At 68.9% G+C, this 16,786-nt stretch carries 16 protein-coding genes and 1 tRNA gene; 7 read left to right on the top strand and 10 right to left on the bottom strand.

Annotated features, from left to right (window positions below):
* Positions 1–2 precede the first annotated feature (2 nt).
* The gene (locus ABZO29_RS28350) at positions 3–1,610 is read right to left on the bottom strand and encodes a dynamin family protein (RefSeq protein ID WP_367322999.1); all 1,608 of its coding nucleotides are present in this window, start codon (positions 1,608–1,610) and stop codon (positions 3–5) included.
* Between the two features lie 321 nt (positions 1,611–1,931).
* Between ABZO29_RS28350 and ABZO29_RS28345 the strand changes: the two genes are divergently transcribed.
* The 5 genes from ABZO29_RS28345 to ABZO29_RS28325 all read left to right on the top strand — a co-directional run bounded on the left by ABZO29_RS28345 (position 1,932) and on the right by ABZO29_RS28325 (position 5,136).
* Positions 1,932–2,004 (top strand) — tRNA-Arg (locus ABZO29_RS28345).
* Positions 2,005–2,342: 338 nt separating this feature from the next.
* Positions 2,343–2,819, top strand: coding sequence for a hypothetical protein (locus ABZO29_RS28340; RefSeq protein ID WP_367322998.1), 477 nt, complete (start codon positions 2,343–2,345; stop codon positions 2,817–2,819).
* Positions 2,820–2,960: 141 nt separating this feature from the next.
* Positions 2,961–3,920: a D-2-hydroxyacid dehydrogenase family protein gene (locus ABZO29_RS28335; RefSeq protein WP_367322997.1), complete on the top strand. Its 960-nt coding sequence runs from the start codon at positions 2,961–2,963 to the stop codon at positions 3,918–3,920.
* Between the two features lie 152 nt (positions 3,921–4,072).
* Entirely contained in the window at positions 4,073–4,429 is a 357-nt protein-coding gene (locus tag ABZO29_RS28330) for a hypothetical protein (protein WP_367322996.1), read from the top strand.
* A gap of 167 nt (positions 4,430–4,596) precedes the next feature.
* Positions 4,597–5,136, top strand: a complete 540-nt coding sequence (locus ABZO29_RS28325) for a low molecular weight phosphatase family protein (RefSeq protein ID WP_367322995.1) — start codon at positions 4,597–4,599, stop codon at positions 5,134–5,136.
* 34 nt (positions 5,137–5,170) lie between these two features.
* On the opposite strand, the gene ABZO29_RS28320 is transcribed toward ABZO29_RS28325, so the two are convergent.
* From ABZO29_RS28320 to ABZO29_RS28300, 5 genes are all read right to left on the bottom strand, one after another.
* A complete protein-coding gene (locus tag ABZO29_RS28320) occupies positions 5,171–5,923 on the bottom strand; it encodes a DUF2637 domain-containing protein (protein ID WP_367326273.1) in 753 nt (250 codons plus the stop codon).
* A 97-nt stretch (positions 5,924–6,020) separates the two neighbouring features.
* Positions 6,021–6,227 carry a hypothetical protein gene (locus ABZO29_RS28315; protein WP_367326272.1) on the bottom strand — a complete coding sequence of 69 codons (207 nt, stop codon included), beginning with the start codon at positions 6,225–6,227 and terminating at the stop codon, positions 6,021–6,023.
* Positions 6,228–6,445: 218 nt separating this feature from the next.
* Positions 6,446–6,595 carry a hypothetical protein gene (locus ABZO29_RS28310; protein WP_367322994.1) on the bottom strand — a complete coding sequence of 50 codons (150 nt, stop codon included), beginning with the start codon at positions 6,593–6,595 and terminating at the stop codon, positions 6,446–6,448.
* A 317-nt stretch (positions 6,596–6,912) separates the two neighbouring features.
* Entirely contained in the window at positions 6,913–7,593 is a 681-nt protein-coding gene (locus ABZO29_RS28305) for a PT domain-containing protein (RefSeq protein WP_367322993.1), read from the bottom strand.
* Between the two features lie 355 nt (positions 7,594–7,948).
* On the bottom strand, positions 7,949–8,497 hold the full coding sequence (locus ABZO29_RS28300; RefSeq protein WP_367322992.1) for a hypothetical protein: 549 nt from the start codon (positions 8,495–8,497) through the stop codon (positions 7,949–7,951).
* Positions 8,498–8,817: 320 nt separating this feature from the next.
* On the opposite strand from ABZO29_RS28300, the gene ABZO29_RS28295 reads away from it, so the two are divergent.
* Entirely contained in the window at positions 8,818–10,092 is a 1,275-nt protein-coding gene (locus ABZO29_RS28295) for a S8 family peptidase (protein WP_367322991.1), read from the top strand.
* Positions 10,093–10,178: 86 nt separating this feature from the next.
* Here the strand turns inward: ABZO29_RS28295 and ABZO29_RS28290 are convergent, their stop codons facing one another.
* Positions 10,179–11,630: a polysaccharide biosynthesis tyrosine autokinase gene (locus tag ABZO29_RS28290; protein WP_367322990.1), complete on the bottom strand. Its 1,452-nt coding sequence runs from the start codon at positions 11,628–11,630 to the stop codon at positions 10,179–10,181.
* Positions 11,631–11,904: 274 nt separating this feature from the next.
* Here ABZO29_RS28290 and ABZO29_RS28285 point away from each other — a divergent pair, with 274 nt between their 5' ends.
* A complete protein-coding gene (locus ABZO29_RS28285; protein ID WP_367322989.1) occupies positions 11,905–12,756 on the top strand; it encodes a glutaminyl-peptide cyclotransferase in 852 nt (283 codons plus the stop codon).
* A 628-nt stretch (positions 12,757–13,384) separates the two neighbouring features.
* On the opposite strand, the gene ABZO29_RS28280 is transcribed toward ABZO29_RS28285, so the two are convergent.
* The 3 genes from ABZO29_RS28280 to ABZO29_RS28270 all read right to left on the bottom strand — a co-directional run bounded on the left by ABZO29_RS28280 (position 13,385) and on the right by ABZO29_RS28270 (position 16,592).
* The gene (locus ABZO29_RS28280) at positions 13,385–14,362 is read right to left on the bottom strand and encodes a GDP-L-fucose synthase family protein (protein WP_367322988.1); all 978 of its coding nucleotides are present in this window, start codon (positions 14,360–14,362) and stop codon (positions 13,385–13,387) included.
* Positions 14,363–14,501: 139 nt separating this feature from the next.
* Positions 14,502–15,479 carry an FkbM family methyltransferase gene (locus ABZO29_RS28275; RefSeq protein WP_367322987.1) on the bottom strand — a complete coding sequence of 326 codons (978 nt, stop codon included), beginning with the start codon at positions 15,477–15,479 and terminating at the stop codon, positions 14,502–14,504.
* A gap of 3 nt (positions 15,480–15,482) precedes the next feature.
* Positions 15,483–16,592, bottom strand: coding sequence for a DUF563 domain-containing protein (locus tag ABZO29_RS28270; protein WP_367322986.1), 1,110 nt, complete (start codon positions 16,590–16,592; stop codon positions 15,483–15,485).
* Between the last annotated feature and the right edge of the window lie 194 nt (positions 16,593–16,786).

Genomic DNA, 16,786 nt, shown 5'->3' with positions numbered 1-16,786 from the left:
GGTCACCTCTCCTTCTGCAGTACGGACAGCGCGGCGATGAGTTCGGCCTGGGGCTCGGCGTGGATCTCGAGCTCGTCGAGCGGGGCGAGGCGCCGCTCGCGTTCGGTGCGCATGACCCGGTCCAGGTACTCGGTCAGCAGCCGCCCGCCCCGGTCGCGCAGCCGCAGCGCACCGTGCGCGCCGATCCGCTCGGCGAGCTTCTCGCCCGCCGACCTGGCCCTGCGACCGCTCAGCAGCGCGGTGGCGACGAGCGCGGCGACCACCTCGGGATCGGGCGCGAGGCTGCGGTCGAGGTGGCGCACCTCGTCCTCGGCGTACTCCTCGAGTTCCCGCCGCCACCGCCGTACGGCCATCCCGATGCGGTGTTCCGCGGTCTCCAGGGACGTATCCCGGTCCGCGAGGACCTGAGCGGCCGCCGCCGGTTCGCGCCGCCAGGCCTCGTCGATGCGCTCGTCGGCGGCGGTGACGGCGCACAGCAAGAGCTCGCCCAGGCTCTCCACCACGGCGTCGAGGAGCTCCCCGGCGGTGCAGTCGAGCGGGAAGGCACGCCAGCGTTTCAAGGCATCACCGGCGAGCACGGCCCCGCCCTGCAGACGCCCCCGCACGCGCGTGTACTCGCTGTCGTACGCCCCGTCGACGGCCGCGGTGAGCCGCAGTGCAGCCGCGTGCTGGGCGGCGGCGGCGCTGGCGAGCTCGGGCATGCGCGCCTTGAGGGAGTCGAGGACGCCGTACGCCGTACGGGCCATGGCGTGCTGCCGCGCCGCCGGGTCCTGTGCGTGGTGGACCAGCCAGGTCCGCAGCGGGGCCACGGCGGTGGCCGGAAGCAGTCCTCCGCCCCAGGCCGACTCGGGCAGTTCCGGCACGGTGAACCGCGGTACGTCACCGAGCCCGGCCTTGGTGAGCAGGGCCCCGTACTGGCGGGAGACCTCGGCCGCCACCTGGTGGGGCACACGGTCGAGCACGGTCACGAGCGTGGCGTCGTACTCCTTGGCGGTGCGCAGCAGATGCCAGGGCACGGCGTCGGCGTACCGGGCCGCCGTGGTGACCATGACCCAGATGTCGGCGGCGCAGATGAGCTCGGACGCGAGGACGCGGTTCTCGGCGACGAGGGAGTCCACGTCGGGCGCGTCGAGAAGGGCGAGGCCGGGCGGGACGGTGTCGACGGTCTCGACGCGCAGCACGCGCGCGGGATCCTCCCCGGGGAGCAACAGGTCGTCACCCGGGTCCTGATGCGGCACCCACACGCGCGTGAGGTCGGGCAGGACGCGCATGCCGCTGAACCAGTGATGATCCTCCGGATGGCACACCAGCACGGGAGTACGTGTCGTCGGCCGCAGCACGCCCGCCTCGCTGACCCGCCGTCCCACCAGGGAATTGACCAGCGTCGACTTCCCGGCCCCGGTCGATCCGCCGACGACGACCAGCAGGGGCGCTTCAGGCGCTCTCAAGCGGGGCACCAAGTAGTCGTCGAGCTGGGCGAGCAGTTCGTCGCGGTTGGCACGCGCGCGTGGCGCCCCCGCCAGGGGCAGCGGGAAGCGTGCGGCGGCGACACGGTCGCGCAGGGCGGAGAGTGCGTCGAGCAGCTGAGGCCGTACGTCCAAGGTCACCACATGCGAAGAATGCCCAATTTCAGGGGATTTCTGAAGCATATGGGCATGTCTGCGTGCCGATAGGACACAAGGGACGGAAGGGGCGACTGGGGCGAGGGCAAACCCCAGGCATAACGAGTGCACAACACCCGGTGCGCGAGACGCCAAAAGCGGTGCACGATTCGTACCTGCCTGCGATTATCAGGACCGCTTCACCGAACCTCCACATTGAGCCACGGAGGCGAAGCAACAGGGACAAGGTCTCGGGAGCCCTATCCTTGTCCCCGGCAACGTCACGGATCAGCCCACACCAGGGCACCAGGCACGAGGCCACCACACCAGGCCCCCGTAGCTCAGTGGATAGAGCAGGCGCCTTCTAAGCGCTTGGCCGCAGGTTCGAGTCCTGCCGGGGGCGCCCATGCCTCGCCCTCCTTCGGGAGGGCTTTTTGCCGGCCAGAGCGCATTTCCCCGCATGCAGCGCGTAACCGGCCTCCGCTCCCCTTCTTCTTCTCCCCGTCTTCTTCTCCCCCCTCCCCCTATCCCCCTCTCCCCGGGTCGCCGCGGGCTCCATTAGGAGCACGGATGTACCCCCCATGAGTGATGGCTCGGGACGGCGCGCAAGCACTGCCGCGCCTTTGCCGAATTATTGGGATGAAACGAGGTCATTTATGACGGTCTGGGTTGGTTGTCAGGTGAACTGACTGCCTCTCGGACCGCCATTGGACCTCCGTACCCTCGGAGAGGAAAGCACGAATGAAGAAGCTCGCTATGACGGCGGGGGGGCTCGCGGCAGGAGCACTCCTCGTCGGGACTCTCGCGGCCCCCGCGGTCGCGGCCGGGCCCCACCCGGACCCCCACTACGGGAAGGACCACAAGTGCGTGTCGGAGCGCGACGTCAGCTCCGCCGTAGTGGACTTCGCGGGTAGCCCCCTGTTCGGGACGGTGTTCAGCACGGCAACGAACCGTCGCGGGCAGGCCTTCCTCAATGACAGCCGGGTTCCGGGCGCCTGGATCAACCTGAACCTGATCCCGGGCGGTCCGAGGTGCACGACGGACACGGCCGTGTCGGTGACCGAGGGAGCCCCCGGCCGCCTCATCATCAGCCTGCTGGCCGAGAGCGGCGTCATTTACCGGACGACCTGCGTCACCAGCGCGGTTCCCTTCACTTCGGCGAACCTCGCGGCGGCGTGCTCCGGTTTCACCAACATCGGTGCCGCTCCTCGCTTCTAGGCAGCTCCGGTCGGGACCGATCGCCGGTCGGCGATCGGTCCCGTCTTGCTTTCGGCCTCTCACGCCCTGAAGTACAACCGACTTGAAGTACAACTGAGCCGACACGATTCAGGATCCCGACGACCCGACAGGGGAAGAAACGTGCGGCTGCGCTGTGCTGTTCTCGACGATTTCCAGAAGGTGGCGACCGAGCTCGCCGACTGGTCACCGCTCGCGGACGACGTGGAGGTCGTCTCCTTCGACACCCACTTCGCCGACGAGGACGCCCTGGCGGCGGCCCTCGCCGGCTTCGACATCGTGGTCACCCTGCGGGAGCGCGTGCCCTTCCCGCGCTCGCTCATGGACCGCCTGCCCCGGCTCCGCCTGCTCATCGCCTCCGGTATGCGCAACAGCGTCATCGACTACGCCGCCGCCGAGGCGCACGGGGTCACCGTGTGCGGTACGGCCAGTTCCTCGACACCGCCCGTCGAACTCACCTGGGCCCTGCTGCTGGGCCTCGCCCGCGGCATCGTCGAGGAGAACAACTCCCTGCGCACAGGCGGGCCGTGGCAGTCGACGGTGGGCGCCGACCTCCACGGCCGCCGGCTCGGGCTCCTCGGACTCGGGAAGATCGGCAGCCGGGTGGCGCAGGTCGGGCTCGCCTTCGGCATGCAGGTCGGCGCCTGGAGCCAGAACCTCACCAAGGAGCGCGCCGACGAGGTCGGCGTGGAACTCGCCACGAGCATGGAGGAACTCCTCGGCTCGAGCGACTTCGTGTCGATCCACCTCGCCCTCGGCGACCGCACCCGCGGTCTGCTCGGCCCGGCCGAACTCGCCCGCCTCAAGCCCACCGCCTACCTGATCAACACCTCGCGCGCGGCGATCGTCGACCAGGACGCCCTCCTCGCCGCCCTGCACAAGGGCCGTATCGCCGGCGCCGGCATCGACGTGTTCGACATCGAACCCCTCCCCGCCGACCATCCGATGCGCACAGCTCCGCGCCTCCTCGCCACGCCGCACCTCGGTTATGTGTCGCGCGCCAACTACGAGACGTACTACGGCCAGGCCGTCGAGAACATCCGGGCTTTCCTCGCGGGTGCCCCCGTACGCCGCCTGCCCTGACGCGCGACCGACCAGTGGCCCCACGCGCGCCCCGGCGCGGGCCGCCCGCGGCGCGCCCCTTTCCGACGCATCGATCCCCGAATGGACCGAATCCGTGACCTTCGCCCGACAGTTGAACCGGGCGGATCCCTCACAGAGATCGGAAGAAGTCCATGAGCCTCCCCAGCCGCCTCCTCTGTGCCCTCTACGGCCTGACGTCCCTCTGGCTCGCCTGGTGCGCTGTACGCCAGTACCAGTACGGCGGCTCCCCCTGGCCCGTACCGCTGCTCGTCGCCGCGTCGATCGTCCCGGTCATCGCCTTCGTCCGTGAGACCGTCCTCGCCGACGAGCGCCACACCGTCGCCGAACTGCGGCGGCGGGAAGACCGGTGCCGGACCCGCCGCGACGAACTGTGCGAAGCGATCGCCTGCGCAGAGCTGAACGCCGCCTGCTGCGAACGCTGGTGGACCAGCCTCGCCACCGACCACGATCCGACATGCCCCAACCAGCACCGAAGCAACGCTGCATGAGCAAAGGACGGAGTTACTAAGCCGAAACGGCGATACGGCGACCGGGGAGCGCGCATCTCCGCGTTCAGTGGAAGTCACGGGTGAATACTGAAGCCATGCTCCACACTCTCGGGCCCATGCCTTCCCCGTCACCCGGCGCGCGTGTACCCGCATTTCGCGTACTCGTTGTGTGCACCGGCAACCTGTACCGCTCCCCCCTCGCCGAGAGTCTGCTCAGGCAGCGGCTGTTCGAGGCGGGGGAGGTGATCCGGCTGAGCAGTGCGGGCACCCGGGCCGTCCCGGGTACGCCCCTGCCCGAAACGGCGGCGTCCTTCCTCCTCGACCGCGGCGCGGATCCTTCCGGGACGGGCTCCCGCCGGCTGACGAAGGAGCTGGTCGAGAAGTCGGACCTGGTGCTGGGAGCCTCGACGGAGCATCGCGAGGCCGCCGTGCGGCTGTCTCCCGTGTGGGCGCTGGCCCGCGCCTTCACCCTCTGCGAGTTCGCCCGGCTGGTGCGGACCGAGGACGCCGCCGGTGTGCAGGATCCCGCCGAACGGTTCGCGGCCCTGGTCCGCGGCGCGGCCGCTCGGCGGGGCGCCGCGCCCGCGCTCCCGGGTGACGACGACATCGACGACCCGCAGGGTGCCCCGCTCCAGAAAGTGCAGGAATGCCTGGCACGCATCGAGGGTGCGGTGCACCGCATCGCCGCGGCTGTGCGCACCGGATGATTCCGGTGCGCACAGCCGCGGCGAGCTTCTGCCTCTAGAGACCCGGCCGGTGTACGCGTGGCGCCGGATGATTCATGGCGGAGAGCCGCAACCGGTGCCGGGGCCTGGTACGGCGATGCGGCCTCGTCATGGTGATCTGGCGGACGAGCTGCTGAAAACACGCCAGAGACGCACAGCTCGGCAGAGCGGCCGCGGCGGCATCGGTGATGTTTCCGCCTGCCTGGACGACACACAGGAGTACCGCAACGGAGGAGAACAGCAGCACCACCACCCAGGAGTGGACGGCACGGCACCGGTGCAGTGCGGCACGCAGGATCGACAGTGCGGCCACCAGCCAAGGCCCGTAGACCAGCAACGGCCACCAGGAAACGGCGCCGCTCTGGGTGTGGAACACGGCGATCTGCCGCAGGGGTTCATAGGTGGCCATACCGCCGAAGACGCTCACCATGGAGGTGATGACGGCGGCCACCGCGGCGATCAGGTAGCTGAGGGTGCGCAGACCGCTGAGACGCCTGGGTTCACGCAGCTTGCGATGACTGCGGGGAACTCCCCTGAGCGGCGGCAGTTCGGCCGTGATGTCCTGCAGGTTCGTCGGAGGACCGACGGGAGGCGGCGGGGCGGCCGGCGCCTCCTCACGGACCGGGGGCGGTGCTGGGGCACGCTCGGCCGCCATGGCGTCCTGCAGCATGTAGGCGAGTTCCTCGGCCGGATCCCATGCCGGGTCCGGCGGTACCAGGGGTTCCTGGAACACTTCGGCCGCGCGCCGGTGCCGGCCGGTGGCCCCCATGTCGAACTGGCCGAGATGATCGGCGCCGAACTGGCCGAGATGATCGGCGTAGTACCCCGAGTGGTGGTCGATGCGCTCGTGGTTCATGGCGGCTTGATCATTCGGCCCGGGAACGGGTGCCTTGGCGCTCCAAGGTGGTCCATCGTCGGACGAGATCGGCTTCCAGCCGCGCCATGCCGTCCAGAAATTTCTGCAACAGCGGTTCGGTGACCTCCAGCGCGACGGGCAGTCCCTCTTTGCTGAGGGTCCCGTTGGCGCTGGGCGCGGAGTACGCCGAGGACGGAGTGTAGATGTAAGGACCCATCGTCACCGCGTGCCCCCCAGTCAGGCCCCTCTGGTCCTCGCGAGACGTGAACAGGCCGAAATTCCTTGCCCTAGTCATGCCCCGATTAACGCCGCCTCTTTCCCTTGGATGCGCGGCAAACGGGTGACAGGAATGCGTGGATAAGTATCTTATCTAGAGGCCATTCGACCATGTTCCACTGCTGTGCGAAAACCATATGATGACCCCTGCCTCGGAGGTCATTCCCGGTGGGCGACGGCGCTCGGCTCACGGTGCACGGGGTGGGTGTTCCTCTCGAGCACTTCGATCATGCGGCGTCGCCGACGCAACTCGAGGACGTCGACACGCCACATCCGGCCGAGCGGATGGGATCCCAGGAGAGACCCCATGGTGCATACAGAAGTGCACACAAGCAATGTCCAAAGAGCGGTGTTCCACACGGCTGTTTCCTCCGTCGTCCTGGCGACTGCGCCCTGAATTAGCGGCACATAGGTAACGCGGACAGGTATGCAGGGTGACGGAAGCGAAATGAAACGCCCCACAGAGAGTAACGGGATGACTGGCCTTACATCCCATAAAGTGCGGCGACGGCCGACAGCCGGTGCCTCTCTCTGCGCCCCGAGGGGCGCAGAGAGAGATCCGTTGCTGTCGGCCGTCACACGGGTACTGCCGCGGGTGTCGCAGCTGCACGAGGGACTCGCGCAGGTCAGCCGCGCCTCACCCGACGGGTGAGAAGGATCGCCCCGCCACCGAGCAGGAGCAGTCCAGCAGCCCCGCCCAACAGGAGACCCGAGCGGTCCTCACCGGTGTCGGCGAGGTGCGGCTTGCCGTGGTGCTCGTAGCCGGGCTTGCCGTGGTGCTCGTAGCCGTAGTCGTCCTTGGGCTCCTTCGTGGGCTCCTTCGTCGGCTCCTTCGTCGGCTCCTCGGTGGGCTTGTAGCTCGGCTTCTCGCTGGGCTTGTCGCCCGGGTCGTAGCTGGGCTTGCCACCGTGCTCGCCGTGCTCGTAGTCGGGCTTGCCACCGTAGTCGTGGCCGGGCCTGCCGTGGTGGTCGCCGTCCTCGCCGTCCACGACGGTGATCTCGGCCGACAGGGTGAGGTCCGGGTCCTCCGCCCTGACCAGGAAGAGGTGCTCGCCCGGCTTGGTGCTGTCAGGAATACGGACAGTACCCTCCACCGTGCCGGTCGAGTCTGCCGCGAAGTGGCCCAGGACGACGATCCTGGATGCGAGGTCGACCTCCACTTCCTGGTTCCCCGCGAAACCCGTTCCCCTGAAGTCGACGGGGTCACCGGCCCCGACCACGGTGGAGCTGAGGGTCAGGCTCGGGGGTGGAGGCGGATACTGCTGGGCAAAGGCTGACTGCGCCCCCAGAACCGGGGCAGCGGTCATGACAGCGGAGGCTGCAGTGGCCGCAAGGGCGGCACGCCATTTCGATGACGCCGTCATCGCATTTCACGCTCCTCTAGTGGGATCAGGCCGACGCCATGGTGCGACCCGCGAGTACGGTATATGCATGTATCGCGCCAAAAAGCGGCAGATAACGCCGACTGTTGGATAAGACGCCATCTGGCGCACGTAGATCACCGGATCGACGTCAGAACGGCCTGGGACGCCAAGGCCCGCAAGCCCTCCGCCGCCGCTTGGAGTCGGGCCGGCATTCGGCTCGGCGACCGCCCGACTCGCGTTGTCCGAGCCTCAACACCGAAGCAACCAGGCGGAATTCGGACTGCGCGGCAGGAATTGGCTACCGGGAAATGCGAGAGGTGTCGCGGTGCCGCGGTACGGCACGGCAGGGCGGCCGGACAGGCAGGATCTGGTGGACCAATTGCTGAAAGCCGGTCAGCGCCGCGATGGCCGGAAGTGCCGCGGCGGACATGTCGGGGAGCGTCCTCGGCACCCGGGCGATGCCCAATAGCACAGCCACGGCGGAAAAGAACAGCACGACACACCAGGAATGTGCGGCACGGCGCCCGTACAGAGCCGCCCGCAGGATCGACAGGGACGCAACCATCCAGGGCCCGTACACCAGCAGCGGCCACCAGTGATCCGCACCGAGGCGAGCGGGGCCGGCGGTCGCCACCTCGCGCAGGGGGTCGAACGCGACGATGCCGCTGAACACACTCACCATGGCGGCGATGACCGCCGCCACCGCGGCAATCAGCAAGCCGACGACCCGCAGCAGCGGCAGCAGGCCGCCATGGCCGCAGATGTGACGGTGCCACGAAGGACCGCCGCCGGAAGAGACGACTGAAGGGGCGCCTGAAGGAGCGCCAGGAAACCGTCCGTCATACATGGCAGACCGGCTGCTGCGTGGTCCTCATACACCCCACAACGAAATCGGCCGTGACCCGGGTGCGGAGCATCCGGGTGACGAGCCCGCGAACCCGGGCCCGGCCCACGATCTCACTGCTCCGGCATGAAGCGGACCACGGGGCCACACGGCTGACAGATGGTCGGAAAAACCCGCATCGCCGAACGTCGGGCCACCGCCACCCCTCGCACACCGGCAAGCTCTAGGAACCGGAGTGAGCCGGACATCCGGCACATAACCGTCGGACCGGCTCGTCACCCCAACGCAACCGAGAAAGGTCCGGGATGCCCAAAACCTTTGGTTTGACACTCCTCGCACTGGCGGCTCTGGCGGTCGGCACGCCGGGCGCCGTCGCCAGTTCGGCCGCGGCAGAGCTCCCGCCCGCAGCCGCAGCTCCCGAGAAGACCGGCAAGATCGCCGGCCAGTACATCGTCACGCTCAAGCAGGGCTCCGCCGACAGACGGGAGGACATGGACGCAGCGGTGACGACGGCCACCGAGCACGCCTCCGACCTGGGCGCCAGGGTGCGCCACGTCTACCGCCATGCCCTCTACGGCTATTCGGCGTCGATGAGCGCGCGCACCGCGGCCAAGCTCGCCGCCGAACCGCAGGTCCAGTCGGTGCAGCAGGACCGATGGGTCCGTGCCACGGCCCAGTCGCTCCCGACCGGCGTGAACCGGGTCGACGCCGACCTCAGCCCGACCGCGGGCATCAACGGCGTGGACAGGCGGGTCAACGCGGACGTCGCCGTCATCGACACGGGAATCGACCTGGACCACCCGGACCTCAACGTCTACCGGGCCGGCGGAAAGAACTGCTGGGTCGGCGCCATGCCGCCGGACGACATGTACGGCCACGGCACGCATGTGGCGGGCACCATCGGCGCCCTGGACAACGGCGCCGGAGTGGTCGGCGTGGCGCCGGGGGTGCGGCTGTGGCCGGTGCAGGTCCTCGACCCCTTCGGCATGGGAACGACGTCCAGCGTCGTCTGCGGCATCGACTACGTCACCCAGCACGCCGACCAGATCGACGTGGCCAACATGAGCCTGGGCGGCTCGGGAAGCGACGACGGCAACTGCGGCCGGACCAACGGCGACGCCATGCACCAGGCCATCTGCAGGTCGGTCGCCGCGGGCGTCACCTACGCGGTGGCGGCCGGCAACGACCACGCCAACGCCAGGAACACCGTGCCCGCCTCGTACAACGAAGTGATCACCGTCAGCGCCCTGGCGGACTTCGACGGGAAGCCCGGCGGGCTGGCCAGGTCGACATGCCGCGCCGACCAGGACGACACGTTCGCCGACTTCTCCAACTACGGGGCCGACGTGGACCTGATCGCCCCGGGCGTGTGCATCGCGTCGACGTACAAGGGCGGTGGCTACGCCGTCATGTCCGGCACATCCATGGCCACACCGCATGTGGCGGGCGCCGCGGCGCTGTACCGGGCGACGCACCCCACCGCGTCACCGGCGGCCGTCAGGGCGGCCCTGCAGTACTACGGCAGCACCAACTGGTCGTGGCCGTCGCAGGACGGGGACGGCATCAAGGAGCGCCTGCTCAGGGTCGCCGGGTTCTGACTGGACGCCGGCTCGGCGCACGTTCGGCAGCGCACCCCGGCACCGGCCGGGGTGCGCTGCCGAACGTCAGCCCCGCAGCCCCCGGGTCACTTCTCACCCGCGAGATCAGTCACGACGGTCCCCTTCTGATGGACCGACAGGCGGGGCGCGGGCAGTTCGCCGTACTGCCCGTAGGCGCTGTAACTGTCCCCCCTGGGGGGCACGGTCATGTTGAAGACGGTGCCCAGTACGCGGCTGCCCACCCGTTCCAGCGCCTCGGCGGCGGTACGGACCTGGTCACGGCTGGTCTTCGAGGCACGGACGACGAGCAGCGTGCCCTGGGCGAGCGGGGAGAGCCCGATCGTGTCGGCGACCGGCAGCAGAGGAGCGGTGTCGACGATCACCACCTCGTACGTGCTGGCGAGCTCCTGCAGGACCTCCCTCATGCGGGCCGAGGCGAGCAGCTCCGTGGGGTTGGGCGGTACGGCGCCGCTGGCCAGCACCGAGAGCCGGTTGCCGGCCTGCTGCATCACTTCCTCCACCCGCGCCTGTCCGATGAGCACGGTGGTCAGTCCCGCGTCCTGGATGAGACCGAAGGTCCTTGCCACGGTCGGCCGCCGCAGGTCGGCGTCCACCAGACAGGTGGAGACGCCCGCCTCGGCGAGGGAGAGGGCCAGGTTCGCCGACGTGTTGGTCTTGCCCTCGCCGGGCACCGAGCTGGTCACCATGATGATCCGGGGGCGGTCGTCGACCTGGGCGAACTGCAGATTGGTACGCAGCTTGCGGAAGGCCTCGGCGCGCTGGGAGTGATCAGCAGCCGTGACGAGCGGGTGCCTGGGCGCGCTCCTGTCGTACGGAATCGCTCCGAGGCCCGGCAGGCCGGTGAGCTCGCCGAGCGCCTCACTGGTCTTGAGAGTGGTGTCGAGCGTCTCACGCAGGACGACGAGTCCGGCGCCGAGGAGCAGGCCGGCGAGAACTCCTGCGACCAGGTTGAGCAGGGGGCGGGGCGAGACGGGATCTGCGGGGGCGACTGCCTGCTGGGTGACGCCCAGCGAAACCGGCGACACGGGGTCGGGCCGACCTTGTTCGCGCGCCGCAGCCTGCTCCGGGCCCGTCCGCTTGGGTGTCTCCAGCCGCTCGACGACGGCGCTGAAACACGCCGCGACGGCGTTGGCGATCCTCGCGGCACGCTCGGGGTCGGTGTCCCGGACGGTGATGTTGATCAGCACCGTGTTGAGCGGAGCCTCGGCGCTGATGCGGGACGCCAGCTCCTCCGGCGTGGTGTGCAGCTTCAGCTCGCGCACCACGGGCCCGGTCACCTGACGGGTCGGCACGATTGCGGCGTACGACTGCACGCGCGCCTGCGAGAAACTCTGGCCCTCGTTCAGCTGGGCGGTGTCCTGGTTGGTGCGGGCCGCCACGAAGAGCTGCGTTCTGGCCTCGTATTCGGGGGTGCTCCATGCCGTGACGGCGACCGCCGCACTGAGTGCGAGAACCAGACAGACCAGGACGGTCGGCCAGCGTCTGGAAAGAGCCTTCAGGAATCCGTGGAGATCCAAGCTGCACCCCTCAAAAGAAACGAGGAAACCACCCAAAGGAGAGTTTTGTTCCCTATGTACAAGGCTGAACATAGGCGCTTGAACGTCTCGATCCGGGGAGCCACCCCGCGTGCGTCCACCGCCAGGCGCCCTGTCACACCATCCGGCGACTTCCGGGCACGCCACGCCTCCGGCAACCGGACACCGCTTCCGTTCCCGGGTATTCATGTCTCGGCCTGCGGCCGACGTCGCACCATCTGGCCCGAACCGACCGAGAAGAGTGGAGAGGATCACCGTGTCTCGACGCGTACGCGCCATGACGGCGTCCTTGTTCATGGGGATGCTGCTGACCTGCTGCACGTGCTGCGCGGCGAGCGACGCGGCGCAGGGCAGCGCGGACGGCGCCCCAGCGCTGAAGGCGGCAGCAACGGACCGTGTGGAGCGCTTGCGGGTCAAGGTGCTCGAGGTCCTGCCGCACGATCCGGAGTCCTTCACCCAAGGCCTGGAGATGGCCGGTGACACTCTGTACGAAGGGACAGGCCTGGCGGGACGGTCCTCGGTCCAGGCCGGTCCGCCCGGCGGGCAACCCACGACCCGTGTGTCGCTGCCCGCGCCGTTGTTCGGCGAGGGGATCACCGTCCTCGGCCGGACGCTCTGGCAGCTCACCTGGCAGAACGGGATCGCCGTCGAGCGCGATGCGGCGACTCTGGAGGAGGTACGCCGCCTCCGGTACCCCGACGAGGGCTGGGGGGTATGCCTCCAGCGGTCCAGGAACCGGCTGGTGACGAGCAACGGAACGTCACGGCTCACGTTTCGGCACCCGCGGACGCTTGCGAAGACGGGCGTCCTCGACATCACCGAGAACGGGCGGCCGGTGGCGAAGCTGAACGAACTGGAGTGCGCCGGCGGGGCCGTGTACGCCAACGTCCTGTTCACCGACCGGATCGTGCGCATCGATCCCGCCACCGGCGAGGTGACCGCGAGCATCGACGCCGCAGGGCTGCTACGCAGGGACGAGATGGTGAACGGCTCAGTCCTGAACGGCGTGGCGGCCATCCCCGGCACCAACCAGTTCCTGATCACCGGCAAGTTCTGGCCCAAGATGTTCCGCGTCGTGTTCGTTCCCCGCGCCGGGCTCACTCGCTGACACCGCTCCAGCACGTCCGGCGGGGCCGACGCCGCGCGACTTCTCAGGCCCGACTCGCGTGACGCGCACCCTGGGCACGCCTGCCAAAGCGTTCATAGCCGGCGGGCTTGTGGCGTGCTTCGTGCTCGCGCTCCGTCTGTTCGCCCAGGAGTCGATGCAGAGGTCATGCGCGTGTCGGCCGGCAGCGACCCTGGGCAGTCGGGCCCCGCCGAGTCAACCGGTCCTCGCTGTCGCCCGGCACGGGGCCCGGCTCGGCGAAGAGGCCCTGGAGACGCTGTTCCGGCACGTCGCCGGTCCGCCCGCTCGGCGGACACTGCTGGTGCGTGGCGGCGCGGGCTGCGATCGGTGGCGCTGGACGGCATCCAGTTCGACGTCCACCCCCTGCCGGGCTCCACCGGCCGGCCCCTGCGACCCGGTCATCGCCGACCGCGGCTTCTGCTCGGCCGAGTTCGCCCCACCTTCACCGCGCCCGGCGCGAACCTCTTGGTCGGTCGGTTGTACGGCGGGTCGAGGAGGTCCGGCTCCGGGCCGGGCGAAGGCCGGACGCTGCCCGCCGCGCCGCAGGATACGGAGGGCGGCTCGGGCATGGAACTCACCCGTTCGGCACGCGGGCGGGCCACCACCGCGGTCAGTGGCGAAGGCCGCCGGAACCGAGATTCTCCACGTACCAGGCGTACGTCCGGGCGAGTCCCTCTCGCAGGTCGATATGGGGCGACCAGCCCAGTGCGGTGAGCCGGGAGACGTCGAGGAGCTTGCGCGGGGTACCGTCCGGCTGCCCCGGGTCCCACTCGATACTCCCCCGGTAGCCGACGACCTCCGCAACGAGTTCTGCCAGTTCACGGATGGTCAGATCCGTGCCCGTGCCCACGTTGACCGGCGCGTCGGCATCGTAGTGTTCCAGCAGGTGCAGGCACGCCCGAGCAAGGTCGTCCACGTGCAGGAATTCCCGGCGAGGCGTGCCGCTGCCCCAGTTCACCACCCGCGGCGCACCCGACTCCTTCGCCTCGTGGAAGCGCCGGATCAGAGACGGCAGCACATGGGAGTGCTCCGGATGGAAGTTGTCGCCGGGCCCGTACAGGTTCGTCGGCATGGCGGAGATCCACGACCGCCCGTACTGCCGCCGCACGGCCTGCACCTGCACAATTCCGGCGATCTTGGCGATGGCGTAGGCGTCGTTGGTCGCCTCCAACGGGCCCGTCAGCAGCGCCTCCTCCCGGATGGGCTGCTCGGCGAACTTGGGGTAGATACAGCTGGACCCCAGGAACAGCAGCCGCTCCACCCCGTACTCCAGGGCCGCGTCCAGCACGTTCGCCTGGATGCGCAGATTGTCGGACAGGAATTCGGCGGGCCGTGTGGCATTCGCCTTGATGCCACCCACGCGGGCGGCCGCGAGTACGACGATGTCGGGCCGCTCGGCCGCGAACCAGCGGAACACGTCCCGCCGCTCCCGCAGGTCCAAGTCCTCCGACCCGGGCCCGACCAGGTCGGTGAATCCCTCCCGCGCCAGATGCCGCCACACCGCCGAACCAACCAGCCCACGCCGCCCGGCCACGAACACGCATGCCGAGCGGTCGAGGGGACGGTCGACGTTTCCGTACGCTGCCACTCCACAGGTACTCGGCGCCGAAGCAGCGGGGTGAGTGACTTCGCTGTCGGCTTTCGTGCAGGTTGACATTGGAGTCGCTCCTTCCTCACGAACCGTGTAGTGAGGCCGAACCGAGTGCGGTCGCACTGCGAGCCTGCGATCAGCTCGCGGCGGCCGCGTCCCGGGTGATGAGGAAATTTGCATAGCGGGCCGGCGGGACAAGATCCGCCGTCACGGGTACCGGTCCGGTGTCGCCGAGATGCTGAATGCGACGGTAGCCCAGGTCGAACGCGGTCTCCCGGACCCTGCTCAGTGCTGCCTTGTCGAGGCACTCCGCAATGATGGCGGGGTGGTGGACGCGGATGCTCTTCTCCATGCCGCGCAGCACCTGTGGTTCGAGCCCCTCCACGTCGATCTTGATGAGGTCCACCGCGAGTCCGTCAAGCAGCGCATCCCCCGTCGTGACGTCCACATCGAGGACGCGCTGAGCGGGTCGCCTGGCCAGGAGCGAGGCAGTGGTCGTGTTGGTGGGGATCCTCAGCACGGCACGCCCGGGTGCGTCCGACAGCGCCTTGTCGATGATGGTGACGCGGCTCTCGAGCCCGTTCGCCCGGACGTTGCGGTTCAGCATGCGGATCGCGGCAGGGTTGGGCTCGACAGCCACAGCCTCCAATTGCGGGTTGGCCCTGCAGGCCAGGAGAGTGTAAATACCGGAGAAGGCGCCGATGTCGACGAATCGCCGGGCGTTTCGGGCGAGTTGATAGAAGAGCGGATGAGTGGTCTCTTCCCAGTGCCGCATGTTGGTCCAGATCAGGCTCCGGGCCAGGATGTCCGCGTCGCTGCTGACGTAGCGGAAGGTGCTGCCATCGGGGGCCTGCATGCTCCACTCCCCTGTGGGATGCAGACGTCTCCACACTGCGCTGGGCACCAGGCCGCGCAGGGTCGCGGCGCGAACGGCCCGTTGGCAGCCCGGAACGCGGAGGAAAAGATCACGTGCGCTGGTCAAGATCTCTTTGGAGGGCACAGACAGCAGCGTAATCAGGACAATTGGCGCAGGCTTGGCCCGGTGGGCGTGTTGCTGTGCGGGGGCGGCTGAGTTCACTCCGGCGCCATACTTCAGCCGTCCACCGTTGCGCACGGCTCAACACTCGGCAGCCGCGACCTTGTTCAGCAGCGCATCGAGCCGATCCAGCGGTACGACGCCCTCTCCTTCTTTCGCAGGCGACGCAACGACATAGTCGTAGTCGATGCCGAGGTTGCGGCTCAAGCGGGCAAAGCAGTCGTTGAACGAGGCAGCAGAGAACAGCTCGATCACGCGCTCCGCCCGCTGAGCCCACACCAGGTTGGCCAAACCGGCCCCGTGCGGAGCAATGACTGTACGGGCGCCGGCGAACAGGGTGCGCTGCTGCTCGAAGGACAGGTCCTGGGCGTAGACCACCGTGACGCCCGCTTCCCGCATCGCGCGCTCGACGTCCGCCTCGTTCGACAATGCTCGTTTGGGGTCCTTCAGACGGCTCACGTAGACGGCGTCGACGTCGGAGCGGCCCGAAGGAAACGCTGCACGCAAGCGGTCGATCTCGGGCCGCTGGATGAAGCCGGACATGGGCTCGATGGCGGCGAGGACACACGAGTCGACATGTACGACTTCGTCCAGGCGGACGATCCTGGAGGGCCCGACAAGGTGCTGCGCAGCCTCCAACGCGTAGGCCGGTACGCACTTCGGCATCAAGAGCAGCGCCTCAGGCTCGACACTCAGGGCGAAGACCGCGGCCGGCAGCACCTCGAGGAGCCAGTGATAGTAGCCCGTCAGCCCGAAGGTAACGACGGGACGACCAGTGAGTCGCCTGACCGGCAACAACGGTTCGTGGCGGACGTCGCCCCAGCCGAGCGACCGGATGAGGGATCCGTAGCTCTCCTCCAGGACGGGGCCGCCGGGCAGCCAGATGAGACCGCTGTGCGGGCTGACCAGCACGTCGTGGAGCCGGTAGGCGTGGCGCTCGTCGAACGCCTTGGACCGGCGGAACCATGGCGGGAAGTCAGCGGGGAAGTCGTACCGCTCGACCACGGCCTCAGTCCTGGTCAAGGCCTCGCTCACATGCCTGGCCATCCTGGGATCGTGCATGCGCTCCGCGATCGAGCGTACGTACTTCCGCGGCATTCCTCCCGAGACCGGTCCGAGCAGGGCCTGGTTGGCGGTCCTCGCCAGCAGAACCCGGCCGCGGGCCGTCAGGTCGCGCAGCTTCGGGGCCATACCCGTTCCGCTCCGACTGGGCGTGAGTGCTTCACGGCGCCCGTCACGGCCGCAGCCCGGCCTGTCGTACTGGTCATGCCGGAACGCTAGGACCGGCGTTCACGGTAGTTCGGTTACGCGCCCGCCGTCCGGGGCGCATTCACCCATTGGGACCGTGTCGTTCCACCCCAGTTGCTGAATCAGAGTGATCCCGA

This window comes from Streptomyces sp. HUAS ZL42, from assembly GCF_040782645.1.
In the GTDB taxonomy this organism is placed as follows: Bacteria; Actinomycetota; Actinomycetes; order Streptomycetales; family Streptomycetaceae; genus Streptomyces.
The sequence above is the reverse complement of the archived record's forward strand: the minus strand, read 5'-3'. Positions and strand labels throughout refer to the sequence as shown.

What these genes read in the sequence shown, in the direction of transcription:
- ABZO29_RS28270 (WP_367322986.1), bottom strand. Translation starts at nt 16,592, where the DNA reads ATGGCCCCGAAGCTGCGCGACCTGACGGCCCGCGGCCGGGTTCTGCTG.
- ABZO29_RS28300 (WP_367322992.1), bottom strand. Translation starts at nt 8,497, where the DNA reads ATGTATGACGGACGGTTTCCTGGCGCTCCTTCAGGCGCCCCTTCAGTC.
- ABZO29_RS28320 (WP_367326273.1), bottom strand. Translation starts at nt 5,923, where the DNA reads ATGGGGGCCACCGGCCGGCACCGGCGCGCGGCCGAAGTGTTCCAGGAA.
- ABZO29_RS28330 (WP_367322996.1), top strand. Translation starts at nt 4,073, where the DNA reads ATGAGCCTCCCCAGCCGCCTCCTCTGTGCCCTCTACGGCCTGACGTCC.
- ABZO29_RS28305 (WP_367322993.1), bottom strand. Translation starts at nt 7,593, where the DNA reads ATGACCGCTGCCCCGGTTCTGGGGGCGCAGTCAGCCTTTGCCCAGCAG.
- ABZO29_RS28340 (WP_367322998.1), top strand. Translation starts at nt 2,343, where the DNA reads ATGAAGAAGCTCGCTATGACGGCGGGGGGGCTCGCGGCAGGAGCACTC.
- ABZO29_RS28315 (WP_367326272.1), bottom strand. Translation starts at nt 6,227, where the DNA reads ATGGGTCCTTACATCTACACTCCGTCCTCGGCGTACTCCGCGCCCAGC.
- ABZO29_RS28310 (WP_367322994.1), bottom strand. Translation starts at nt 6,595, where the DNA reads ATGGGGTCTCTCCTGGGATCCCATCCGCTCGGCCGGATGTGGCGTGTC.